This window comes from Mucilaginibacter sp. (genome assembly GCF_039935595.1).
Taxonomy (GTDB): Bacteria; Bacteroidota; Bacteroidia; order Sphingobacteriales; family Sphingobacteriaceae; genus Mucilaginibacter.
Genome location: NZ_JBDTJZ010000194.1, coordinates 1 through 24,516 on the forward strand (window position 1 = coordinate 1; position 24,516 = coordinate 24,516).

The following is a 24,516-nucleotide window of genomic DNA, read 5'->3' on the forward strand; positions in this document are numbered from 1 at the left end:
CACCAACCCCATCATTGTAAACCCTGAAGAATATATTAACCAGGTTGAGCAATTAATGATGGAAAAAAGGATAACCAATGTGCTGGTGGGCGATGTTAATTCAAGAAGTTTGGTAGGCGTGTATCAAATTTATAATGCTTAAGTTGTAAGTGTTGTAGAGGTTAAAAAAGTTGTAGATGTGTGATTTAGTAACCTTTACAACAACTACAACCTCTTCAACCATTATTAACTTCACAAAAACAACAAATTCTTTTTCCAAATACACATAATAACTCTATATTTGCCACTCTTAAAAAAATCCTAACTGCGGAAGTGGCGTAATTGGTAGCCGCACCAGACTTAGGATCTGGCGCTTCACGGCGTGGGGGTTCGAGTCCCTTCTTCCGCACAATAAAGCCGTTAACTGATAAGTTAGCGGCTTTGTTATTTTAACGTGTTTGCGCACTTACAATAACTTTGTTTTATAGTGTATTTTATATAAATTTGATAAGGTCAACTACATTATGGACAAACAAAAGCAAACATTTGATAAGGCTGAACTTGACCTTTTAAAAGAAGGCTTAAAGCGATCTTATAAGGAACGGTTTGAAATGGCTACCCGGCTATATAAAATTCAGCAAACCATGAATAAGGCTACTATCACTCATAAACCTTTTATCAGCAAGTAATATTGTGGATGTTTTTGATGAGGAAATATTAAATTTCTGGAAAGCCCTTCAAGATAATAATGTTCAATATATACTGGTTGGTGGTTACGCTATAAATTTGCACGGTTATCAACGCTTTACCGGAGATCTGGATATTTGGATAAAAGACGATCTGATAAACAGACAGCAGTTGCGTAAGGCTTTTATTGCATGTGATATGGGTGATTTCCCGATGTTGGAATATATGCAATTTTTACCAGGATGGACAGACTTTCACTTAAATAATAATATGCGCTTAGATATATTGATCGATATGAAAGGCCTTGAGGGTTATACTTTTGATGAATGTTTACAAATGGCTTCTGTTGCCAATATCGAAAATATCAACATTCCATTTCTGCACATTAATCAGTTAATTGAAAATAAAAAAATGGTGAACCGACCAAAAGATCAGATAGATGTATTGGCGCTTGAAGAGATACGTAAATTAAGGGACGATCAATAGAATCATTAATTAGTGTTTCTTTGGATTCGACAATTAGTTCTGTATTTTGAATTATTCTTGGTCGTCTTTTATTCTATTTATAAATTTTTCACTAATTATGTTAACATCGAAAGGTGCCTTTTTTAATGAAATTATATCGTCAAGTAGTAAAATTGTTCTTATAATACATCTTCTACATTCTTGTCTATGACTGTTGCCGTGAACGCCCTTATTTGAAAGAGCATATAAATTTTCCCATTCTTCAAATAATGCTGCGGTACTTGAAACAATTAAATCAATATTGGTTTCACTTTTAAATTCACGACTAGCAAATTCAATTAATCTGTTTTTGTACTTGTCTTTTTTTAGTGAATGACCGTTAGATTCTTCATTTGTAGCAGGAAGCAAACAATCTGTGACATATTCAAAAACTCTTCTACATGAGGACATAGCTTGAGCATACTGTTCACCTGTTTCCGCATTGTCAAATGTATTTGTAATTGCCCACAATCTGTCTGTTAATTCAGGTGCAGTATCAATTAGTTTGCCGGTAATTTCATCTGTAATTGTTGAAAATAATGAATTAATACTTTTTATCCAATTTGCTCCTCTTTTTGCATTTTCATAGTTATGGTTGTCGTCAAAAACGCTATATCTATATTTAGAATACTCAACTTTTATATTATCAAAGGTGAATGAATTTAAAAATTCTTTAACTTCTTCAACATATTCTAAATCTTCGATTTGGTTGCTATCAGTTAAAATATAAATATCTCTATTTACGATTCTATATTTCGGGCCAATACACTCTCCGTAGTACCACCACTGTATTTCCTTAGAATTATCAATTTCAAAAGCTCCTAAGTAAAAAGGGTTACTAATTATTGACTGATGTAATTTTTCAGCCAATGCCTTTGGGATTGTTTCAAAGCATACTATAAATACGTTTTCATTTATAAATACAGCCTTATCTATGTTTTTTATTCTTTTCCAAGTATCATTGTTTGTTTGAACAAGCTCATCTATAAGTTTATCCGGATCAATTTCTCTGAAACCAGAACTTAGTATACATAAATCACCTATAAGTATTTTAGAAGAAAGATTTTGATTTGTATAATGTAAATATTCTTTAAGTAAAACATCCAAAAAATATTTGTCATAGAAGTTAATTTCTCCGCATTTAAAATGATAAGCTACTTTCATATTTAATGTTTTTAAGCTTTTCTAATATAAGCAAACAAAACTGCTTAACTATTTCTCTACCAAAAAATTAATTCATACATTTTTTTGATTTCTATAACCCTTATCTAATTGGGTGGAGACAATTTTATAAGCGCTTAGCAACGCTACTAATAAGCTGGCAGATATATTAAATGAAATTGGCGGATAAGAGAATTTATTATCAGGCTTTAATCAATATAAATAAACCCGCTTAAATCAGGTGGGTTTTGTATTTTTAACCGTTAATTATACATCCAGCAATATGCCAGGCACCATTTTAATCATCGATGACGAAAAAAAACTAAACGACCTGCTATCGCGCATTATTGGATTGGAGGGGTTTAGGATGTTGCAGGCCTATAATGCTAAAGATGGCTTAAAACTATTGGAGCATGAAGACGTGTTGCTGGTGTTAAGCGACGTTAAATTACCCGATGCCAACGGTGTTGAACTGGTGAAAACCATTAAAGAAAAAAAGCCTTATGTAGAAGTTATCAACCTTACCGCTTACGGCACCATTGCCGATGGGGTACAAGCCATACAAAACGGTGCGTTTAACTATATTACAAAGGGGGATGATAATGACAAAATAATTCCGCTGGTAAACCAGGCTATGGATAAAGCTTTGTTGCAGCTAAGGATATTTGAACTGGAGAAAAAAATAACCAAAAATCACAGTTTTGACCAAATAACCGGTAATTCAAAATCGTTAAAAGCTGCTGTCGAACTGGCACGTAAGGTGGCAGGTACAGATACCACCGTATTGTTGCTTGGCGAAACCGGCACAGGTAAGGAAGTCTTTGCATCGGCTATACATTATGAAAGTGCCAGAAGGTTGATGCCTTTTGTGGCCGTTAATTGCAGCAGCTTCTCCGCCGAGTTATTGGAAAGCGAACTTTTTGGCTATAAAGCAGGTGCGTTTACCGGCGCGGTAAAAGACAAAAAAGGACTTTTTGACGAAGCACAAAACGGCACCATATTTTTAGACGAAATAGGCGAAATGCCGCTCGATCTGCAAGCTAAACTGTTGCGCGTTATTGAGAGTAAAACTTTTATAAAATTGGGCGATACCCAAACCACCAAAGTAAATGTGCGTATTGTAGCGGCCACCAACCGCGACCTTCAAAAAGAAGCCGAAGAAGGGAAATTCAGGGCCGACCTTTACTATCGACTATCCGTGTTTAGCATTGAGCTGCCATCGTTAAATGATCGTGAAGGCGATATTGAATTGCTGGCCAATTATTATTTACGACAGTTTGCCACCAAAATGGGAAAACGGGTTGCCAAAATGAGTCCGGGGTTTTTGAGCGCGCTAAATCGTCATCAATGGAAAGGAAATATCCGGGAATTAAAAAATGTTATTGAGCGCGTGGTTATATTAAACGATGACGAAATATTAAGCGCCGACCTGCTGCCGCCTGAATTTAAATACGATAATGTTGACCATTCGGCATTGGATATGTCCACTATGGAAAAATTACATATCAATAAAGTACTTGCCCATACTCAAGGCAACAAAACGGAAGCCGCCCGGCTGCTGGGTATTGGCCTTACAACACTCTATCGCAAAATGGAAGAGTACCATATCAATTAGGTAGGGTACCATGCCAAAATGAAAAAAACCTTTTCATTTTGGAAGTATTAAAATTTCTTATTTTTTAAAAAACTTCGTTTAAACACTTTAAACGCCATTTTTTAATAATGGTACACCCGTTGTATGGTGTTGTGGCATGAAACTAACTATTTATTCAACGCCCACTCGGGCAGCTGTCACAATTTCTGTTAACATATGAATTCGCACATCAAAACCCTTTCCCTCGCGGGGGCATTAGTAACGCTTGGTATTATTTTTGGCGATATTGGCACATCGCCTTTATACGTTTTCCAGGTCTTGCTTATCGACGGCGGAAAAATAAACGAATTTTTGGTATTAGGCTCAATTTCGTGTATCTTCTGGACGCTTACCCTTCAAACTACTTTTAAATATATTCTTATAACCCTACAGGCAGATAATCACGGCGAGGGCGGGATATTCTCCTTATATGCCCTCGTAAGGCGTTATGGAAAATGGTTGGCGATACCGGCTATTATTGGAGCAGGCACTTTACTGGCCGACGGTATCATTACGCCGCCTATTTCGGTGACATCTGCTATCGAAGGATTGAACAATGTGCCCGCACTGAGCGACCCTAAGCTACACCCGGAATTTATACCCGGCAGTCATCTTATTTTGGGCATTGTAATAGGCATTATGGTAGCGCTGTTTTTCTTTCAGCAGTTTGGCACCAAGGTGGTTGGTTCTTCATTCGGGCCCATTATGCTTTTATGGTTTTTAATGATTGGGAGTTTAGGTTTTCTCCAGGTAATGCATTATCCCACTATATTCAAAGCCTTTAATCCTATTTATGGCTTCAGGCTGCTAACACAACACCCAAAGGGCTTCTGGCTGCTCGGTGCTGTATTTTTATGTACCACGGGCGCCGAAGCACTATACGCCGATCTTGGGCATTGCGGGCGCAAAAACATACAGGCAACCTGGATATTTGTAAAGTGCGCCCTGTTATTAAACTATTGCGGCCAGGGCGCATGGGTGCTGCTACAGCCCAAAGGAACTGATTTTACCGGTGTTAACCCGTTTTACACGATCGTGCCTGATCCTCATTTATTGATGATCCCCTGCGTGATACTGGCAACCCTGGCAACCATAATTGCCAGTCAGGCAATGATAAGTGGCTCATTTACACTTATAAGCGAGGCGGTTAGCATGAATTTCTGGCCGAGAATTGCAATTAAATATCCATCAAACATACGCGGGCAAATTTATATACCGAGCATTAACTGGGTATTGTGTGTCGGCTGTGTATTGGTGTCTCTTTATTTCAGGACATCTGCAAACATGACGAATGCTTATGGTTTTTCAATAACTATAGCAATGTTAATGACTACTATTTTGATGTCCTACTTTATGCGATATGTAAAACACTGGCCGCTTTGGATCGTCATGATTATTTTATGTGTGTTTTTAACTGTTGAGTTCTCCTTCTTCCTTACAAACGCCGCGAAATTGTTAAAGCGGATTTTCTTCGTTGTATTTGAAGGGGGATTGATCTTTACCATGTATATTTGGTTTAGGGCACGTAAGATCAATAACCGGTTCCTGCACTTTCTGGATCTTAAAGACCAGGTGCCATTATTAAAAGCACTAAGTGCCGATCAGAGTGTAGCTAAATATGCCACGCACCTGATTTATTTAACCAAGGCAAATAACAGTAAGCAAATTGAACAAAAAGTAATCTATTCTATATTAAGCCGGATGCCAAAAAGGGCGGATGTTTACTGGTTTATTCATATTGACCGTACCGATGAACCCTATACTATGGAATATAGTGTTGACGAAATAGAAAATGATAAAGTGATCAGGATCGAATTTCGTTTAGGGTTCAGGATACAGCCGCGCGTGAATGTGCTGTTTAGAAAAGTAGTGGAAGATATGGTTGCACGAAAAGAAATTGATATTACCAGCCGTTATAAGTCATTAAGTCAATTCCAACTGCCGGCCGATTTCCAGTTTGTGATCATGGAAAAATTCCTTTCGTATAATAACGAATTCAGTGTTGCGGACGGATTTATACTGAACAGTTATTTTGCTATAAAAAAGCTGGCTCAAAGCGAAGCCAAAGCTTTTGGCCTGGACACCAGCGAAACAAGGATAGAGAAGATCCCGCTTATTGTCAAACCAGTTACCAATGTGCATATAAAAAGAATCGAATCATATTAATGCCTGGAATAATTTAACAATTAAGCTATTCCGGGTAATTTTAAAAACTACCGTATTCAAATTGGTTGCTAAAAAATATAGCGGTTATAGAAATTGATTTAGTCATATTACCATGAAAGTAAAAAATAAGCTTTGGTTAGGATTTGGATTTTTGTTTGTTATTGTACTTTTATTTGGTACGGTGTGCCTGTATTATTTAAATAAGGTAGCCGATAGTAGTAAACTGATATTAAAGGACAATTATATATCGCTTAATTATTGTCGCGAGATGCGCAGTGTTTTGGATAACAGCATACCACCCCTTACCAAAACAGCTACCGAACGATTTAACACACAGCTAAAAAAAGAAGAAGCTAACATTACCGAACCCGGGGAGGAGCAGGTAGTGGCTAATATACGGTCGGCATTTGTTGCTTTGCAAAAAAACAATAATGATCAAAATGCTATACAGCAGGATATAATGAAAATCCGGCAGTATATTCAGGCGGTTGAAGTGATAAATATGCGTGCCATAACACGTAAAAACGATTCGGTGCAGCAGTATATAGATCACTCTGTATTTATTTTGGGCTTTACAGCTACACTTACTTTCCTGCTGTTATTTAGTTTTAGCATAAATTTCCCGGGTTTTATTCTAAAACCGATAAACAGCCTGCTATCTGGAATAAGAGCCATAAGCGAAAAAGATTACCAGGCCCGCATCCGTTTTAACAAGAATGATGAATTTGCCGAGGTTGCCACTGCATTTAATAATATGGCCGGGCAGTTAAGTGAATGGGAAAATAGTAATCTGTCTACCATACGGTCAGAAAAATTGCGCATTGAAGCTATAATTGAGCAAATGCACGATGCTATTTTCGGTATAAATGAGAAGCATGAAATATTATTCATCAATTCGGCAGCAAAAGAAGTATTCAATCTGGGCACAGCCAAAATAATTGGACGCCCGGTAATTGAGATAGCTAAAAGCAGTCCCGCTTTTAAATTGATTATTGAAAAGGCGAAAGCCGGCGAAACTTTAAATATTAGCGTTAATGGTAAGGATGCTCATTTTGAACTGGAAACCAGTGAAATAAATGTCCCCAAAATAACAGATTACCGCCCGGATGAATTACCCGTGGTTAAAAAGCAAGCCGGTAAGGTTTATATATTAAAAAATGTTACCGAATTCAGGGAGCGTGATGAAGCCAAGACTAATTTTATAGCCACTATATCGCACGAATTAAAAACGCCCATATCATCTATTAAAATGAGTGTTAAACTGATGAATGATGAGCGCATAGGTAATATAAATGCCGAACAACGTGATTTAATGGCAAACATTAATGAAGATAGTGACCGGTTATTAAAGCTAACAACCGAATTGCTCGAACTTGCACGTGTTGAAACGGGAAATATTCAGCTCAATTTTGTTCACGCAGATCCTGCGCAAATAATTGATTATGCCATATCATCGGTTAGTTTCCAGGCAGCACAGAAAAATGTAACGCTGGAAATAATAAAAGATGGCATATTGCCCATAGTTAACGCCGATGTAGAAAAAACCGCCTGGGTATTGATCAACTTTTTATCAAATGGTTTACGCTATAGTGATGCCGGGTCAAAAATTATAATTTCGGCAGCTAATAAAATAAATAAAGTAGAATTTGCTGTAAAAGATACCGGGAAGGGAATTGACCAGCAGTACCAACAAAGGTTATTTGACCGCTATTTCCAGGTACCGGCTGATGGGCAAAACAATGCCGGCACAGGTTTGGGATTAGCCATTTCGAAAGATTTTATTGAGGCGCAAAATGGCGAAATAGGTGTAATAAGCGAGCCCGGAAACGGAAGTACTTTTTATTTTACACTACCTGTAGCGTAAGTGTTAACGTGGTATGGCAAACAAAAACCCTTTATTTACAAAAGGGATAGGTACACTACGGTCATGAAACACGGCTTTACCATATATTTCTTCCTGTATCCACAATTCATAAGCAGGGTCAAGCAAGTTTATTAGCTCACTTACCGTACCTCCGTAGCGATTTATCATTACAGGGTGCATTTCTATAGCAAGCCTTGGTAAAGTTTTTAAAATCTGGCAAGCGCCCTTTAAAACTTCCAGTTCAAAACCTTCTACATCAATTTTTATAACAGTTGGGTTTAAATGTGCGTAATCATCAAGCTTAACTACAGGCACTTTGATGCCATTATGCTCATTGCCTTTTAAAATATAGGAGTTTGAGCTGGAGTTAGTTACCCATATCTCGCCATCTTCGGCACCAACAGCGTCAGGCACCACGGTGATATTTTTAACGTCGTTTATTTCAACGTTCTTTTTAATTATGGCAAGGTTATCCGGGTTGGGTTCAAAAGTATATAGCTGCCCATTACCTATCCATTTTGAAATTACTACAGCAGTAAGCCCATGATGGCCACCGCATTCTAATACCATATCGCCGGGCTTACAAATATTGTTTTTTATAAACTCCATTTCGGGCCACATCCACTCCATGGTATCTGATGATATACTTGTTTCGTCAAGATACCAGTCCTGCGCGTCAAGGTTGGCTACATAAAACTTAAAATCTGTACCATAAAGCGTACGATCAACCGTATAAGGTTTAAAGTTTCTGTTTTGGTACTTGAACCTGATTTTTTTCAGGAATTCCTTTATATCAGTTCCAAGTAACTTGCTAAATTTCATACAGGGTTAAATACAACCGGTTTAGCGGCTTTGTAATACAATTATAACTAAAATTAAGAATAACCTAAATCAAAATAATAGGGTTTTAATAATTTATATACAATACGTAATTATACACTAAATGGTTTGAATATAACCCAGTGGTCATAAAAAAGTTTATTTCCATCATTTACCCCGCTGTATAATTTCAACTTTTATACATTTGTGCAAAATTTAATACCCATGCTAAATAGAGTAGTTGTAACCGGAATTGGCGCCTTAACACCACTTGGCCTTAATGTAAATAGTTTTTGGGATAGTATTGTTAGTGGTAAAAGCGGGGCAGCAACAGTAACCCATTTTGATGCTTCATTATTCCGCACGCAGTTTGCCTGCGAACTTAAAGACTTTGACGTTACCACTTACCTGGACCGTGCGGATATAAAACGTACCGACCCTTATACCCAATACGCTTTAATAGCGTCTGATGAAGCCATAAAAGATTCGGGTTTCGATCTTAATAAAATGGACCCGTTTGATGTTGGCGTAATATGGGGCTCGGCACAAGGGGGTATGAAAACTTTTGAAAAGGAAGTGACAGATTTTGCACTGGGCGACGGTCACCCGCGGTTTAACCCGTTTTTGATACCCAAGTTTTTGATCAATATGGCATCGGGTATGATATCCCTGCGCCATGGCTATATGGGTGTTAATTATACGCCGGTTTCGGCTTGCGCCACATCAAACACGGCTATTATGGATGCCTTTAATTATATCCGTTTAGGTAAGGCCAAAATTATAATTACCGGCGGCTCTGAAGCGCCGATTTCACCGGCATCTTTTGGCGGTTTTAGCTCAATGAAGGCTATGTCGCATCGTAATGATGACCCGCAGCATGCTTCGCGCCCATTTGATATTGACCGTGATGGTTTTGTAATGGCCGAAGGGGCAGGGGCGTTGGTTTTAGAGGATTATGAGCACGCCGTAAAACGTGGCGCTACCATATATGGCGAGGTGCGCGGCGCATCTATGACGGCTGATGCTTATCACATGACCAGTACACATCCCGAAGGTTTGGGGGCCGCAAAAGCAATGCAGCTTGCTTTAAACGAAGCCGGTATAACTATTGAACAGTTAGACTATCTTAACATGCATGCCACTTCAACCCCGGTAGGCGATCTTTCAGAAACTAATGCTACAAATTTACTCGCCAAAGGAGAAAAATTAAAACTCCAGATAAGCGGTACCAAATCCATGACCGGTCACCTGTTAGGTGCGGCCGGCGCGGTTGAAGCTATTATCAGCTTGTTATCTATAAAAAACAGTATTATTCCGGCAACTATTAATACCACAGTACTTGATCCGGCAATCCCGGCTAATTTAAACCTGGTTTTAAAAGACGCGATAGATCAGAAAGTGGATACTGCTATGAGCAACACCTTCGGCTTCGGCGGGCATAACGCTACGGTGGTGTTTGGTAAGATATAGCTAATATCTTGAAGTAGTATTGAGTCCCATTTTAATATCGAATACAGAATGTCCAATTTCGAATAATGAAGTTAAAACTTCGATGTTCGAAATTCAAAATTCATTATTCGACATTATTTAAGCTTCTGTTTTTCTCAACTTAATAACATTACCCTAACGGGTCATATCAGTTTTACAATCCGTATCAAACTCACGTTCAATCCTGGTAATCATAAAATCCTTTAATCATGGTTCAGACCAATGCCGGCTGCAAATGTGTACTTATAGCTATGCGGTTCCATACATTAATAGTTACTATAGCCATTATAGCAGCTGCTATATACTCTTCATCAAAAACAACCGCAGCATTGTTGTAAGTTTCTTCGCTTACGCCGCCTTTGCTAATCAAGGTTACATCTTCGGTTAAAGCTAATAATGCCCGTTCCTGTTCATCATAAAAAGGAGTATCGCGCCAGGCGTTAAGACCATAAATACGTTGCTCAGTCTCGCCGCCTTTGCGGGCATCGCGCGTGTGCATATCAATACAATAGGCGCAGCCATTAATTTGTGATGCGCGTATTTTTATTAGTTCGCGGTGTTTGGCGGTCAATACGGTGTTATGGATACTCTTTTCTAATGTAAGCACAGCATTGTAAACTGCTGGTTGTGCCTTGTCTATTTTTACTCGTGTGTTCATGATATTGTTGTTGTTTGTTGATACAAAGTTGCACAACAAAGTCCCCTCAAAAAATGAACTGAGTTTAATAAATTAAGCCTTTTTGGCTCTTATCCTGCTTAAAAACTGCGGTGTGAAACCTAAATAGGAGGCCAGCATATATTGCGGCACCCGCTGCATAAAGCCAGGGAATTGGTCGGCAAAGTATCTATATCGCTCTTCGTCTGTATAGTTTAACATAAAGCCAACACGGCGTTGCATGGCTACAAAGGCGCGCTGCATCATGATACGGAAGTAGCTTTCCAGGCGAGGTATGGCCTCGCACAATAATTCGCGGTTTTGTTCGGTAAGCAGCAATATTTCAGATGCCTCAACGGTTTGCAAATAATAGGCCGACGGTTGTTTATTCGCCAGGCTTTCCTGGTCGGTTATCCACCAGCTTTCCAAACCAAACTGAACTATTTGTTCGATAAGTTTATTGGTAATCAGGTATTGCCTTACCAAACCACTTAATACAAAATAGTTGCCTTTGCATAACTTACCCGGCTCCAGCAAAAATTCCTTTTTCTTAAATTTAAGCAGCTCCATCTTTTCGCAAAGCAGTATTTCTTCCTGCGGAGTTAAGGAAACGTAGCGTTTTATATGAGCCAAAAGTTGCGGATACATTGCTGTAAAAATATTAAATCAAAGTTTAATTACTGGTATTGTTGCTATATTAGGGCAACCAATTATAAAAAATCATGTCCACCAGGCGATCATTCATCAAAACTTCAGCAATACTTTCAACCGGATTATTAACAACACCTAATTTATTTGCTTACGATAAAAAATACATAGGCTTGCAATTATATACCGTAAGGGATGCCATGCAGGCAAACCCTGTAGCCACATTGGCTAAAGTGGCGCAGATAGGGTATAATTCGGTAGAAGGGGCAACTTATACCGGCACACAAAATTTTTATGGCATGGATGCCAAAACCTTTGCCAAACAATTAAAGCAAAACGGGTTGATCATGCCCAGCGGGCACTATCGCCTTGGCGAAGAAAAAACTAACGGAGCCGATACTAAAGGCACCATACTGCACAACTGGGATAAAGCCATTGACGATGCTGCCGAAGTTGGTTTAAAATACATGGTTTGCGCATACCTGTCAGACCCGGAACGGGGTAACCTGGATAAATACAAAAGGATAGCAGATGACTTTAACAAAGCCGCGGAGAGATGTAAAAAAGCGGGTATCCAGTTTGCTTATCATAACCACGATTTTGAATTTATACAACAAGACGGCAAATACCCCTACGAGATATTGCTGAACAATACTGATAAGGATCTGGTAAAAATGGAGATGGATATTTACTGGGTAGTAAAAGCCAAACAGGACCCTATCGCTTTGATTGAGCAGCATCCCGGCAGGTTCCCGCTATGGCATGTAAAAGATATGGCTCGCAGTATCGACCAAACTTTTGCCGAAGTAGGCGGCGGCATTATCAATTTTAAAAAGATATTTGACCATGCCGACAAATCAGGTTTAAAATACTTTTTTGTTGAGCAGGACAAAACCCCCGGCAACCCGTACGATAGTATTACCCAAAGCCTGGATTATATAAAAAGAAACCTGGACTAGGATTTTTAAGATTTAAAGGATTTTATGATTACGCGGCAATTATCCTGCAATCATAAAATCCTTTAATCTTAGTCTATTTTTGACTAGGATTTTTAAGATTTAAAGATTTTATGATAGTTATCCTGTAATCATAAAATCCTTTAATCTTAGTCTATTTCTTAGCGGCTGGTTTGGCAGCAGGTTTTACAGCTGCTTTTGCGACAGGTTTGGCCGGAGTCGGTTTAGCTGCTGGCTTAGCCGGAGTTGCTTTAGCAGGAGTGGGGATAACTTTTTCAATTACCCCAATCGAAGTATCAGCCGCAACCTGTTTTGCTATTTTCAATTCCTTAACTATTATTTTAGCAAACGTCTTTGAGCTTTTCTCTATTTTTTTCTCTAACGATTTCGAGTTATGGCCCAGTTCGGCTATTACCTTTTTTAGCTCGGTAATAAGGCTATACTCTATTTTATCTTTTGCCGCTTTTTTTGCGGCTTTAATTGCTGGTTTTAAGTTTGGTTTTTTCATAAAGCTTCCATTATCAGGATGATTGCAAAGATATAGCTGTTAACTGTTAATTCAATGTTATCATTATGTTAACCAATTTATAGTTAATATGTTAGGCTTAAAGTAAAATAAATATAAAGCGGTCTATTAAACACCTGATTTATGCTTTTTAATATATTTAATAAAGTATGTATTAAAACTATTTCCTGATTGACATTTTATTTTGTCAAAAATGAAAACCAATTAATTATAGTGTTGTTACCCTATAACAATTAACCTATGTAAAAAAACTCATAAAGTCATGAAAAAAATCAGTTTAATGGTAATGGTAGCATTGGCTGCCTGCTCGTTCCAGGCATGTAAAAGTAACAAAGACAGTAAAGAAACAGCTGATAGCGTAAACGCCGCAAAGGACACGGCTAACGCAGTAAACGCTGGTATGGCTGTTGCTGAAGACGATGCAAAATTTGCAGTAAATGCGGCAAACGGCGGTATGGCCGAAGTAGCTCTGGGTAAACTGGCACAAGGGAAAGCTGTTAGTGCCAAAGTAAAAGAATTTGCCAATATGATGGTAATGGACCATAGTAAAGCAAATGACGAATTAATGGCATTGGCCAAAACAAAAAACATTACCCTGCCTGATTCGGTTGGCATGGATGAGAAAAAGGAAATGGATGAGCTTTCAAAAAAATCGGGAAAAGCTTTTGATAAAGCTTATGTTAATGCTATGGTTGACGGCCATAAAAAAGCAGTAAATTTGTTTGAGGATGGAAGTAAAAACTTAAAAGATGCCGACCTTAAAGCATTTGCAGATAAAACATTACCTGTTATCAAGGGACATTTGGAGCGTATCAATGCCATTCATGATAGCATGAAATAATATACCACGGCCTTTTAAATAAGGCGAAAAAGTGGTTAGGAGAGGGTTGGCTTAAAAAGCCGGCCTTTTCTGTTTTATGCGCCGAAAAGACTTACGAAGTTTTTAAAACTTCGTAAGTCTTAAATAAAAATTATATACTTTTAACAAGTATATGCAACCTAAAAACGACAAAAAAACCATCCGCGCCTGGGCCATGTTTGATTGGGCCAACTCGGCCTATAACCTGGTTATAACCTCAACTATATTTCCGGCATTTTATGTGGCTATAACCACCAACAAAGCCACGCATGACGAGGTAGTATTTTTTGGTAAACGCTTTGTAAATACCGCCCTATCCAACTATGTTTTAGCCGCGGCCTACCTGGTAATAGCCTTGTTGCTGCCCATTTTAACCTCCATTGCCGATTATCGCGGCAGCAAAAGAATATTCATGAAATGCTTTACCTGGCTGGGCGCTTTAGCCTGCTGCGGGTTGTTCTTTTTTAATGCCGACAGGTTAGAGTTCGGTATGATATGTTTTGGCCTGGCGGCGATAGGTTATAGCGGTGGCTTTGTGTTTTACAACTCGTACCTGCCCGAAATTGCCACACCCGATATGCAGGATGCCGTAAGCGCCAAAGGCTTTACCTACGGCTATATAGGCAGCGTTATTTTGCAGGTAGTTTGTTTTGTATTTGTGCTATCGCCCAAAACCTTTGGGTTAACAGGCATGAGTTCGGCGCAGTTATCATTTTTACTGGTAGGGGTGTGGTGGATAAGTTTTGCCTATATACCTTTTACCATTTTACCCAAAGGCAGCCCCAACGCGCAAACGCATCATAAAAACCTGATCAAAGGCGGGTTTATTGAGCTGGGTAAAGTTTGGCAACAGGTTAAAAACATGCCGCTGCTAAAACGGTATTTACCGGCTTTTTTTTGCTACTCCATGGGCGTGCAAACCATTATGCTGGTGGCCGCGGGTTTTGGTGCCAAGGTGCTAAACTTACCTGCGGCTAACTTAATAGCCACCATATTAATAATTCAGTTAGTGGCCATTGCCGGGGCTAACTTAATGGCCAAACTATCTGAAAAGTATGGCAACATACTGGTATTGGCCGGCGTAGTGGTTATATGGATAGTGGTTTGCATAGCCGCTTATTTTATAACCACGGCTATACAGTTTTACTTTTTAGCCGCGGTAGTAGGTTTGGTAATGGGGGGCATACAATCGCTTTCACGGTCAACCTATTCAAAATACCTGCCTCAAAATATCCCGGACACCGCCTCGTTTTTTAGCTTTTATGATGTTACCGAAAAACTGGCCATTGTGGGCGGTATGTTCAGTTTTGCGTTGGTAGAGGAGCTTACGGGCAGCATGCGAAACTCGGCTTTAACGCTGATTGTGTTTTTTGTGCCGGGGTTGGTGTTGTTGATTTCGTTGTATATAAAGGAATCAAGAATTAAGAGCCAGGAATTAAGATAAAATACTCCGCCCATGTTATCACCAACATTTATCGGAAATATTTATTAAATTTAAGTATGAATTCCTATATGTTGATTACTTTATTATTTCTTGGGCAATTTGTTATAACTTATTTTACAAATTTCTTTATTCAAAAAGGTAAAAATCTTGCTGATAAAGAAGATATTGAAAAATTAACAGAAATTGTAGAAGAAGTCAAAAGCAAATTTAACAATGAAAATGAACGTTTAAAAGCGACATTATCTATAATTGTTGATAAAGAAAGTAAATCCTACACTCAAGAGCAACAGTCAATAATAGCGTTTTATACAGAAATTAATGCCTGGATTTGGGATAAAACTAAAATATCTATCCATGAATACGGTTATAAGGATGTTGATAAACTTAATCAAAAAATAATTGATATGGATCAGTGTAGTAACCAAGTAAATATCAATAATGCTGTAATGGATTTGTTAGTCAAAGATAAAGACTTGACTCAAAATGCATATTATTTAATTATAGAAACATTAAAACTTCATCAGTTCGTTGAAAGTAAATGTAAAACATTAAAAAAAGCACTTCAAGGGCTTAATGCATATATGCCAATGATTGATAAATACGATACTATGAGTGATTTGATGAAAAATCATGTTTCTAAACAAGTTAAAGAATTAGAGGCTAGTAAAGATGAGGCAATAAAAGATTTTTATAATCAGCGAGGAGAAATTTTTAATATTTTGATGCCAAAACTACATGAATTTAAAAACTTAGCTAAGGTTTACCTGTCGAATTAAAGATAATTGTTTTTCCATGTTAATCCGGATTTATAATTAGGAGTGTTCGAAAGATTCGGCGCAATTAATTATAAATCCGGGACTAATGGCGCGAGAGAAAAATATTATGTTTTTTTATTAGTCTGAAATATAACGCATTATGGCAATTAATTTAAGCTATGCTATACTTTGATAAGCAAAAGTAGTTTTATCGGTATAAAAGCGTTTTTGGGGTTTACACCGTTTTTTTCTAACAAATTGATTGTCAATTAATTACCTAATTATTTTTCTAAATTATGTAAACCTTTGTAAACCATTTTACCAAAAAAAACAGTAATATTACAAAGTGTATTGTCATGGTGCGCCCGTCGTCTCGATAGCTAACGTGTAACTTGATTAATGGCTTAAAAAACGAACTCAATACTCATTACTCAAAACTCCAAACTTTTCCCGAAATTAGCCGCCCATGAACGTTGAGTTATTTATTCCTTGTTTTATTGATCAGTTATATCCTGATACCGCTTTTAATACTGTTAAAGTGTTAGAGAAAGCGGGATGTAAGGTAACCTACAACCCCAACCAAACCTGCTGCGGGCAACCCGCCTTTAACGCCGGTTTTTGGGACGAAGCCAAAGTAGTGGGTCGTAAATTTTTGGACGGTTTTAGCGAAGACAGCGTAATAGTTACCCCATCAGCATCATGCACAGGCATGGTAAAAAATTACTATAACGATTTGTTTACCAATACGGTAGTACACAATAAATGCCGTAGTATTCAGGGTAATATATTCGAGCTGTCAGACTTTTTGGTAAACATCCTCAAGTTTGACTACTTCGGGGCCGAACTGGATGGTAAAGCAGTTTACCACGATAGCTGCAGCGGTTTGCGCGAGTGCTATATCAAACGCGAGCCGCGCCAGTTATTAGATAAAGTATTAGGGTTGGAACTATTGCCGTTACATGACCAGGAAACCTGCTGCGGTTTTGGCGGCAGCTTCGCGGTAAAGTTTGATGCCATATCAAGCGCTATGGCCCAGCAAAAGGTAGATAATGCCGTTGCCGCCGGTGCCGAGTATATCATATCAACTGATGCATCATGTCTGCTGCATTTACAAGGCTATATCGATAAAAACGCCATACCCGTTAAAACCATGCACATAGCCGATGTATTGGCACATGGGTGGGGGAATGTCTAATTTCGTCCCGATAGCTATCGGGATCGGATTTTTTTTTAATTGATCTTTTGCCTTTTATATCCAAGGTTTCCATTTTGGTCGGTGCCTTCAACAATTACCGTATAAGCCGATGGTTTATCCGCACTAAAAAAAGATATGGTAGCTTTTCCATCTCCATCTGTAATCACATTGGGTTCCCAAAATAAAGTTGAACGCATGTCAGTGCCCACGGCAGTTGTTTTATTTTTAACCGTATATTTTGGGCTATAAAACTGTTTGGCCAGGCTAAACGGAGTGGCTTTATATAAATAAGTGCCCGGTGTTACCTGCATAAAAGGGCCTTTTTTTGACCGCGTAGTAATTTCTATATAAGCGAACGCATTTGATCTGCCCATTCTTGCTTTGTCAGGTTCAAATTCATTATCATATAATGAAGTGTGCCTTTCACTACTCATTAGTTCAATGCCTGTAATATCTTCGGCTGTAAAATAATCCAGGTAGGGTTTCATAAACATAAAGCGTTTAGTGTCGTAAGTAGGCACTTCAAATGAATCGTTGTAAAAGAAATCCAAGTCTATTCCGTCTATTACATAACATATCTCTTTTCCCCCCAGCAGATAGCTTTGTCTCCATGGCTTATGTCTTCCATGAGTTATTGCATTCGTTGCAATTGCTGCTTCAGTAGGGCTAAGTGACATCAGATCCTTTTTAATATAACCTTGTATCTGCAATGATTGTCCATATTCACGCCTGGGCGGTGTAAAGCCGCCTAAATAAATACCCTTTATTTTCATCAATAAAAGGTCATGAAGCGTCATTTTGCCCGCTTTATCTAGTTCTTCCTGATCAATAATTTGATCTGCTTCGCCGGGTCCATTCAGGTTTTTTGAACCAATTATACTTCGTTTCTCCTTAATGATCACCTCATTCAGCATATGACCATCTCCGTTATAATTGGCAATTGCTTTTATTTGTGCGGCTTTGGTGCGGTTATTATTCAATCGTATGCTATCGCTGTTTATATACCATGGCGTAATAGTAGGTGCAGGGTTAAACACCGCCGACTTTACCTTATCTACGTTTAGTTGTACATTCACCTCTTTGCCATTCCTGTTGCGCGCCTGCAGCTTAAATATGGCTGTATCAACCTGAACCAATCCTTTAAAATTATAACGGCCATTCTTATCAGTAAGCACATCTTCAATAATTTCCGGGTGGTTAGCAAATACCAATACGTTCATTTTCCCTAACGGTTTACCAAATACATTACTTACAGTTCCGTTAATATTAAATTCTTTTTCGGCTGCAAATTGGGGTTGCAGCCTTTCGGGGTAAAATATTTCCTTCCAGTCGTAAGCTATCCAACCCTGGGTAAGCAGCAGGTTGTCAAGGTCTGTGGCTTTTTGCGGTGTAACATTTACAAAATAATAACCCGGCTCTTCAATATTTCCTTTCAAATCATCGGTAAGCAGCAGGTTATTAAGGATATTGCTACTCAGGCTATCGGTTTTTACCTGGCTATTGTCGGTAACAGCCAACGAGAAATTGCCTTTTACAGGTTTACCATCCTTATCTTTTACTGTTATGGCTAAGGCGACACTATCCCGTAGGGTGTAGGTTAGTTTATTGGTTGTAATACTTAAATTCAGTTCGTCCTCATGGTTTATAAACACTTGCCGCTCATTTACAGGCTGATGTTCAGCATTTATCAAACTGAACCGGGCTATACCTGTAGGAAATAGGGAAGTAGCAACTGTAGCTGCAACCGGGCCATTTTTATCAAAGCTGATAGCCTGCGCATAGCAAACTACCCCCCGCGACTGGCCTATGAGATAATAAATTGGAGCGGTTATAACGGCTGAAGTGGTTGCAGTAGACCTGTTTACAGTTATTCGCAGCGAATCATTTGTAGATGTTATGCTTAGCGCAGTGCCACCTAAATTTACTACCGGCAAATGATATATTTTATTAATACCGTTTATCTTCGCGGTATAAGTTTCGCCCGCGTTTGGTGTAAATTCAAATGACCCCATGCCTGCGTGCGAGGTTTTAAATAGGGCTATTACTTGCTGCCTGCTATCAACTATGCTGCCTGCAATTGCAGTTCCCTTGCCATCTTCGCCTATCGCTTTAAAACCTACTTTGGTTTTTATACCGGCTACCAGACTGCCGCCTTCGGGCATAAACTGCACATCGGTATTTTCTAAACGGTTCAATATTATGGGTATGCTTACAGCAGCGGCGGTAGTTCCTTTGGTAATATCCTGTGCGGTTATAAAAAAGTTATTTTTAGCATTTTCGGATGATGGCAGCTCGAAGTTTACTTCCAGGCTTCCGTCAAGGCCTGTGGTAACTTTATCCCTGGATAAGTTCTTATTGCCCTGCATTATTTTAAGCTCCAGCTGCTTTAACCTGGCAGGACGGCCATCAAGCGCCGTGAACTGCAAAACGCTTTCTACCTTATTATTTTTCTGCGCGAAGTTGGCTTTTACCAGCATCTCATTACCAGAAATTGCCGAAATATAGATTTGCTTTTTAAACACATACTCTTCGCCAAAGTTGCGCATCCAGTTGGTATAGGCACGTAACGTATAATTGCCATGCGGTAGTTCTTTTTCAGTCAACGCAATATCGCCCCAGGCAAGCCCCGAATTTACCTGTACCATTATTCGCTTGGCCGTAATATTGTTTTCATTCGCCATTTCAACATATAACAGGCCGCTCCGGATGGATGGGGTTAAAAAATCACCATTTAATAAATAGGCTTTAAAGCGCAGGGTATCGCCGGTAGCATAGTAGGGTTTATCTAGTTGCAGATATAGCTTCTCAACAGGTAAACGCTCGCGCATGCTTGTAATAGCCACCACGTGTTTTTTTAAAGCCGCCGTAATTTGGCCGCTTGCCGCATAGGTTATACCCATTATTAGGGATACCAAAAAAAGGCTTCGTAAATATTTATACATGAATAAGATAGGTTTAATGGTGTTGGCTATTTGATTAACAAATATTAATAAAGTTTAATATGAAATAAAAATATATTAATAGATAAAACAGCAAAATAATAAAACACGCCGTAGCTGCCGAAGCGGAATATATCATATCAACTGATGCATCATGTCTGCTGCATTTACAAGGCTATATCGATAAAAACGCCATACCCGTTAAAACCATGCACATAGCCGATGTATTGGCACATGGATGGGGGAACGTTTGATTTCGGATTTCGGATTTCGGATTTTTAACTTATTGATTTTTAATCCTAAAATTCTACAATGCTATAAATCATAGTTCAGATAATGGCAGCTTTTTTGCAGTAAGCAAAACATGCAATCCTATAAAAGCACCAGTCAGGACACAGGGGTAATTGCTTACCAAATTGGCAAGAATAGTATCAGCATAAAGTTCATGGATGGGTCTGTTTATGTATATTCTGTTAAAAGTGCCGGGGCAAAAGCCATAGCTGATATGAAGGCACTTGCCCAAAAAGGTGAAGGGCTTACTACCTATATCAACCAGCATGTACGGGAACATTATGAAGTTAAGCTATAATTTGTTTATACCGACGTTATACCTCCTTGCGAGGAAATATACCGATGCAAGTATCCTAATAATCTTATAAATCCTATAAATCTTAGTCAATAATTAGTAAATTCGCCATTCAATAAAAAAGATCACGTTAGTAGGTGATCAAAAAACGTAATTTTATAAAAGTTTAGATCATAGTTGTAGATGATTAGTATTACACTTCCCGATGGCTCGGTTCGTCAGTACGAACAGGGCGTAACTTCTATGCAGATAGCGCTGTCTATCTCCGAAGGATTAGCAAGAAACGTATTAGCCGCCGAAGTTGATGGCGAGGTTTGGGATGCCAGCCGCGCTATCGAAAAAGATTCGCACGTTAAATTATTAACCTGGAACGATGTAAAAGGTAAATCAACCTTTTGGCACTCATCGGCCCACTTAATGGCCGAGGCTTTAGAGGCTTTGTATCCCGGCACCAAGTTCGGTATCGGTCCGGCTATCGAGACCGGATTTTATTATGACGTTGATTTTGGCGACAGGGAGTTCTCGTCGGACGAATTCAAGAAAATTGAAGATAAAATAATTGAGCTGGCAAAAACTAAAGAAGAGTTTACCCGCACACCGGTTAGCAAGGCCGATGCTATTGCTTACTTTACCGAAAAGGACGATGAGTATAAACTGGACCTAATTAAAGATCTGCCTGATGGCTCCATCACTTTTTATAGCCAGGGTAACTTTACTGATCTTTGCCGCGGTCCGCATATACCTAATACTGGCTTTATCAAGGCGGTTAAGTTAATGAGCGTTGCCGGTGCCTACTGGCGCGGCGATGAAACCCGTAAGCAGCTTACCCGTATTTATGGCGTAACTTTCCCAAAGGCGAGCGAATTGACCGAATACCTACACTTACTGGAAGAGGCTAAAAAACGCGATCACCGCAAACTGGGTAAAGAACTGGAGCTGTTTGCTTTCTCTGAAAAAGTAGGCATGGGTTTACCGTTATGGTTACCAAAAGGTACTGCCCTGCGCGAACGTTTAACTAACTTTTTGCAGAAAGCGCAAGCCAAAGCAGGATATGAGCAGGTTATCACACCGCACATAGGTCATAAAAACCTATATGTAACATCGGGCCATTACGAAAAATATGGTGCCGATTCATTTCAGCCTATAAAAACACCGCAGGAAGGAGAGGAGTTCTTTTTAAAACCGATGAACTGCCCGCACCACTGCGAGATATATAAAACTAAACCACGCTCGTACAAAGATCTTCCGGTACGGTTAGCCGAGTTTGGTACCGTATACCGCTATGAACAAAGCGGCGAGCTGCATGGCTTAACCCGCGTGCGCGGCTTTACACAGGATGATGCCCACCTATTTTGCCGTCCAGACCAGGTGAAGGAGGAGTTTATGAAAGTGATTGACCTTGTACTGTATGTATTTAAAGCCCTGGGCTTTGATGATTATACCGCGCAGGTTTCGCTTCGCGACCCGGAGAATAAAGCAAAATACATAGGCAGCGATGAAAATTGGGCGTTGGCCGAATCGGCAATTATAGAGGCCGCTGATGAAAAAGGTTTAAAAACCGTAGTTGAATTGGGCGAAGCGGCATTTTATGGCCCTAAGCTTGATTTTATGGTGAAGGATGCCCTGGGCCGTAAATGGCAACTGGGTACTATACAGGTTGATTATAACCTACCCGAGCGTTTTGAACTGGAATATACCGGCAGCGACAACCAAAAGCACCGCCCGGTAATGATACACCGCGCTCCGTTTGGCTCGTTAGAGCGTTTTGTGGCGGTTTTGATAGAGCATTGCGCCGGAAATTTCCCGCTTTGGTTATCGCCCGAGCAATTTATTATACTGCCGATATCTGAAAAATACGAAGAATATGCAAAAAAACTTTCTGATGTGTTAAAAGATTCCGATATTTGCGGGCTAATTGACTTCAGAGATGAAAAAATAGGTCGCAAAATACGCGATGCTGAGGTTAAAAAGATCCCTTATATGCTGATAGTGGGCGAAAAAGAAGCTGCTGAAAATGTGGTTTCTGTACGCAAACATGGTCAGGGCGATTTAGGGAGCATGAGTATTGAAGAGTTTAAAAATCAAATAATTAAAGAAATAACCGTATAACTTGGCATTAAACAAACCTTTTAACAGAGGACCCAGACTTCCTTTTAAGAAAAAAGAAGCAGAACACAACATCAACCAATTCATAAGGGCTACAGAAGTGCGCTTAGTAGGCGACAATGTAGAACAAGGTGTATATTCATTAAGAGATGCTTTGGCAATAGCCGAAGAACAAGAATTAGATCTGGTTGAAATATCTCCTAACGCTGTTCCGCCTGTTTGTAAAGTAACTGACTATAATAAGTTTATTTACGAACAGAAGAAAAAGCTGAAAGAAATTAAAAGCAATGCCAAGCAAACCGTCATCAAAGAGATCCGTTTTGGGCCTAATACTGATGACCACGATTTTGATTTTAAATTGAAACACGCTACCAAATTTTTGGAAGCCGGCGAAAAGGTAAGGGCCTATGTACATTTTAAGGGCCGTGCCATTGTTTACAAAGAGCAGGGAGAAATATTACTGCTGCGTTTTGCACAAGCATTAGAAGAAGTAGGCAAGGTGGAGCAGTTACCGAAATTGGAAGGAAAACGGATGTTTTTAACCGTTGCTTCAAAGGGGGCGAAGAAGTAGGGATCAGTTAATTGGTGATTAGAGATTAGTTTAGTTTAAACCTTTCTCCTTTAACCTTTAACCTTTCAGCTTTTACCTCATAAAGAGAATTAATTAAATAAATATATATAAACAGGTTATGCCAAAAATGAAAACCAATTCCAGTGCTAAAAAGCGTTTTAAGCTTACTGGAACAGGTAAAATCACAAGAAAGAATGCATTTAAAAGCCACATCTTAACCAAGATGTCTACTAAACGCAAACGTAACTTAGGTCACACCAGCTTAGTGTCTGATGGCGATTTGGGTAACGTAAAACGTATGCTTTGCATCGGAAAGTAATTAACAAATTTTTAACCAGGTATTAGAGTATTAAAGTCCTAAAAAGGCACTCACTACCAAAAAGACAAAAAAAATGCCACGTTCAGTAAATGCCGTAGCGTCGAGAAGACGAAGAAAAAGGATCATGAACCTCGCCAAAGGTTATTGGGGTTCACGCAGCAAGGTTTATACCGTTGCTAAAAACACAGTTGAAAAAGGTTTACAATATGCTTACCGCGATAGAAAGACCAAGAAAAGAGAGTTCAGAGCTTTATGGATACAGCGTATTAACGCAGGTGCCCGTCAGCATGGTTTATCTTACTCAGTTTTAATGGGTAAATTAAATGCTAAAGAGATTGGTTTAAACCGTAAGGTATTGGCTGATTTAGCCATGAACAACCCGGATGCTTTTAAAGCAGTGGTTGACGCAGTAAAATAATATTATTTGATTTCACCGATTTTTGGTGATCTCACAGATAAAAAGGCTTTCCGATGATCGGGAAGCCTTTTTTGGTTTTTGGTGGTGTTTTCGCGTTTTATTATTATCCCCACAACTGGCGCAATGCAACGGGAGCTATAGCATGGAGTTCTTGTGCCTTAGTAGTACAATTTAGGCTAAAGCCAGATCCGTTCTATTTGTTATCCGTTGGCTGAAGCCAACGGCAATGAATTAAAAG

General features: G+C 39.0%; 22 protein-coding genes, 1 tRNA gene and 1 pseudogene. 18 read left to right on the forward strand and 6 right to left on the reverse strand.

Annotation, left to right across the window (positions count from 1 at the left end; genetic code table 11):
• Nucleotides 1-306 precede the first annotated feature (306 nt).
• The 3 genes from ABI367_RS13455 (at nucleotide 307) to ABI367_RS13465 (ending at nucleotide 1,152) form a co-directional block, all read left to right on the forward strand.
• Nucleotides 307-388 (forward strand) — tRNA-Leu (locus tag ABI367_RS13455).
• A gap of 115 nt (nucleotides 389-503) precedes the next feature.
• Nucleotides 504-668: a hypothetical protein gene (locus ABI367_RS13460; protein ID WP_462228579.1), complete on the forward strand. Its 165-nt coding sequence runs from the start codon at nucleotides 504-506 to the stop codon at nucleotides 666-668.
• A gap of 4 nt (nucleotides 669-672) precedes the next feature.
• Nucleotides 673-1,152 carry a hypothetical protein gene (locus tag ABI367_RS13465; protein WP_462228580.1) on the forward strand — a complete coding sequence of 160 codons (480 nt, stop codon included), beginning with the start codon at nucleotides 673-675 and terminating at the stop codon, nucleotides 1,150-1,152.
• 51 nt (nucleotides 1,153-1,203) lie between these two features.
• Here the strand turns inward: ABI367_RS13465 and ABI367_RS13470 are convergent, their stop codons facing one another.
• A complete protein-coding gene (locus ABI367_RS13470; protein ID WP_462228581.1) occupies nucleotides 1,204-2,334 on the reverse strand; it encodes a hypothetical protein in 1,131 nt (376 codons plus the stop codon).
• Between the two features lie 280 nt (nucleotides 2,335-2,614).
• Here ABI367_RS13470 and ABI367_RS13475 point away from each other — a divergent pair, with 280 nt between their 5' ends.
• The 3 genes from ABI367_RS13475 (at nucleotide 2,615) to ABI367_RS13485 (ending at nucleotide 7,994) form a co-directional block, all read left to right on the forward strand.
• Entirely contained in the window at nucleotides 2,615-3,946 is a 1,332-nt protein-coding gene (locus ABI367_RS13475) for a sigma-54-dependent transcriptional regulator (RefSeq protein WP_462228582.1), read from the forward strand.
• A gap of 195 nt (nucleotides 3,947-4,141) precedes the next feature.
• On the forward strand, nucleotides 4,142-6,130 hold the full coding sequence (locus tag ABI367_RS13480) for a KUP/HAK/KT family potassium transporter (RefSeq protein WP_462228583.1): 1,989 nt from the start codon (nucleotides 4,142-4,144) through the stop codon (nucleotides 6,128-6,130).
• 112 nt (nucleotides 6,131-6,242) lie between these two features.
• Nucleotides 6,243-7,994, forward strand: a complete 1,752-nt coding sequence (locus ABI367_RS13485; RefSeq protein WP_462228584.1) for a HAMP domain-containing sensor histidine kinase — start codon at nucleotides 6,243-6,245, stop codon at nucleotides 7,992-7,994.
• A 3-nt stretch (nucleotides 7,995-7,997) separates the two neighbouring features.
• On the opposite strand, the gene ABI367_RS13490 is transcribed toward ABI367_RS13485, so the two are convergent.
• Nucleotides 7,998-8,816, reverse strand: coding sequence for an FkbM family methyltransferase (locus ABI367_RS13490; RefSeq protein WP_462228585.1), 819 nt, complete (start codon nucleotides 8,814-8,816; stop codon nucleotides 7,998-8,000).
• A gap of 222 nt (nucleotides 8,817-9,038) precedes the next feature.
• On the opposite strand from ABI367_RS13490, the gene fabF reads away from it, so the two are divergent.
• Nucleotides 9,039-10,283: a beta-ketoacyl-ACP synthase II gene (fabF, locus tag ABI367_RS13495; RefSeq protein ID WP_462228586.1), complete on the forward strand. Its 1,245-nt coding sequence runs from the start codon at nucleotides 9,039-9,041 to the stop codon at nucleotides 10,281-10,283.
• Between the two features lie 232 nt (nucleotides 10,284-10,515).
• Here fabF and ABI367_RS13500 read toward each other — a convergent pair whose 3' ends face one another.
• On the reverse strand, nucleotides 10,516-10,959 hold the full coding sequence (locus tag ABI367_RS13500; RefSeq protein WP_462228587.1) for a carboxymuconolactone decarboxylase family protein: 444 nt from the start codon (nucleotides 10,957-10,959) through the stop codon (nucleotides 10,516-10,518).
• Nucleotides 10,960-11,031: 72 nt separating this feature from the next.
• Nucleotides 11,032-11,604, reverse strand: coding sequence for a Crp/Fnr family transcriptional regulator (locus ABI367_RS13505; RefSeq protein WP_462228588.1), 573 nt, complete (start codon nucleotides 11,602-11,604; stop codon nucleotides 11,032-11,034).
• A gap of 74 nt (nucleotides 11,605-11,678) precedes the next feature.
• On the opposite strand from ABI367_RS13505, the gene ABI367_RS13510 reads away from it, so the two are divergent.
• Nucleotides 11,679-12,563: a sugar phosphate isomerase/epimerase family protein gene (locus tag ABI367_RS13510; RefSeq protein WP_462228589.1), complete on the forward strand. Its 885-nt coding sequence runs from the start codon at nucleotides 11,679-11,681 to the stop codon at nucleotides 12,561-12,563.
• Nucleotides 12,564-12,714: 151 nt separating this feature from the next.
• Here the strand turns inward: ABI367_RS13510 and ABI367_RS13515 are convergent, their stop codons facing one another.
• Entirely contained in the window at nucleotides 12,715-13,068 is a 354-nt protein-coding gene (locus ABI367_RS13515; RefSeq protein WP_462228590.1) for a hypothetical protein, read from the reverse strand.
• A 280-nt stretch (nucleotides 13,069-13,348) separates the two neighbouring features.
• Here ABI367_RS13515 and ABI367_RS13520 point away from each other — a divergent pair, with 280 nt between their 5' ends.
• The 4 genes from ABI367_RS13520 to ABI367_RS13535 all read left to right on the forward strand — a co-directional run bounded on the left by ABI367_RS13520 (nucleotide 13,349) and on the right by ABI367_RS13535 (nucleotide 17,339).
• A complete protein-coding gene (locus ABI367_RS13520) occupies nucleotides 13,349-13,927 on the forward strand; it encodes a DUF4142 domain-containing protein (protein WP_462228591.1) in 579 nt (192 codons plus the stop codon).
• Between the two features lie 151 nt (nucleotides 13,928-14,078).
• Entirely contained in the window at nucleotides 14,079-15,389 is a 1,311-nt protein-coding gene (locus ABI367_RS13525; protein WP_462228592.1) for an MFS transporter, read from the forward strand.
• A 68-nt stretch (nucleotides 15,390-15,457) separates the two neighbouring features.
• Nucleotides 15,458-16,165, forward strand: a complete 708-nt coding sequence (locus ABI367_RS13530) for a hypothetical protein (RefSeq protein WP_462258091.1) — start codon at nucleotides 15,458-15,460, stop codon at nucleotides 16,163-16,165.
• A 445-nt stretch (nucleotides 16,166-16,610) separates the two neighbouring features.
• Nucleotides 16,611-17,339 carry a (Fe-S)-binding protein gene (locus ABI367_RS13535; RefSeq protein WP_462228594.1) on the forward strand — a complete coding sequence of 243 codons (729 nt, stop codon included), beginning with the start codon at nucleotides 16,611-16,613 and terminating at the stop codon, nucleotides 17,337-17,339.
• 35 nt (nucleotides 17,340-17,374) lie between these two features.
• Here ABI367_RS13535 and ABI367_RS13540 read toward each other — a convergent pair whose 3' ends face one another.
• Nucleotides 17,375-20,281 carry a hypothetical protein gene (locus ABI367_RS13540; RefSeq protein ID WP_462258092.1) on the reverse strand — a complete coding sequence of 969 codons (2,907 nt, stop codon included), beginning with the start codon at nucleotides 20,279-20,281 and terminating at the stop codon, nucleotides 17,375-17,377.
• A gap of 113 nt (nucleotides 20,282-20,394) precedes the next feature.
• On the opposite strand from ABI367_RS13540, the pseudogene ABI367_RS13545 reads away from it, so the two are divergent.
• The 6 genes and pseudogenes from ABI367_RS13545 to rplT all read left to right on the forward strand — a co-directional run.
• A pseudogene (locus ABI367_RS13545) lies at nucleotides 20,395-20,532 on the forward strand (Fe-S oxidoreductase); the annotation flags it as partial.
• 110 nt (nucleotides 20,533-20,642) lie between these two features.
• Complete coding sequence (locus ABI367_RS13550; protein WP_462228596.1) at nucleotides 20,643-20,867, forward strand: hypothetical protein; 225 nt, start codon at nucleotides 20,643-20,645, stop codon at nucleotides 20,865-20,867.
• 180 nt (nucleotides 20,868-21,047) lie between these two features.
• A complete protein-coding gene (gene thrS / locus ABI367_RS13555) occupies nucleotides 21,048-22,973 on the forward strand; it encodes a threonine--tRNA ligase (RefSeq protein WP_462228597.1) in 1,926 nt (641 codons plus the stop codon).
• Nucleotide 22,974: 1 nt separating this feature from the next.
• Nucleotides 22,975-23,541 (forward strand): translation initiation factor IF-3, encoded by a 567-nt coding sequence (infC, locus tag ABI367_RS13560; RefSeq protein ID WP_462228598.1) that lies wholly within the window; start codon nucleotides 22,975-22,977, stop codon nucleotides 23,539-23,541.
• 118 nt (nucleotides 23,542-23,659) lie between these two features.
• Nucleotides 23,660-23,860 (forward strand): 50S ribosomal protein L35, encoded by a 201-nt coding sequence (rpmI, locus tag ABI367_RS13565; protein ID WP_462228599.1) that lies wholly within the window; start codon nucleotides 23,660-23,662, stop codon nucleotides 23,858-23,860.
• Nucleotides 23,861-23,933: 73 nt separating this feature from the next.
• On the forward strand, nucleotides 23,934-24,278 hold the full coding sequence (rplT, locus tag ABI367_RS13570) for a 50S ribosomal protein L20 (protein WP_462228600.1): 345 nt from the start codon (nucleotides 23,934-23,936) through the stop codon (nucleotides 24,276-24,278).
• Nucleotides 24,279-24,516: the final 238 nt, after the last annotated feature.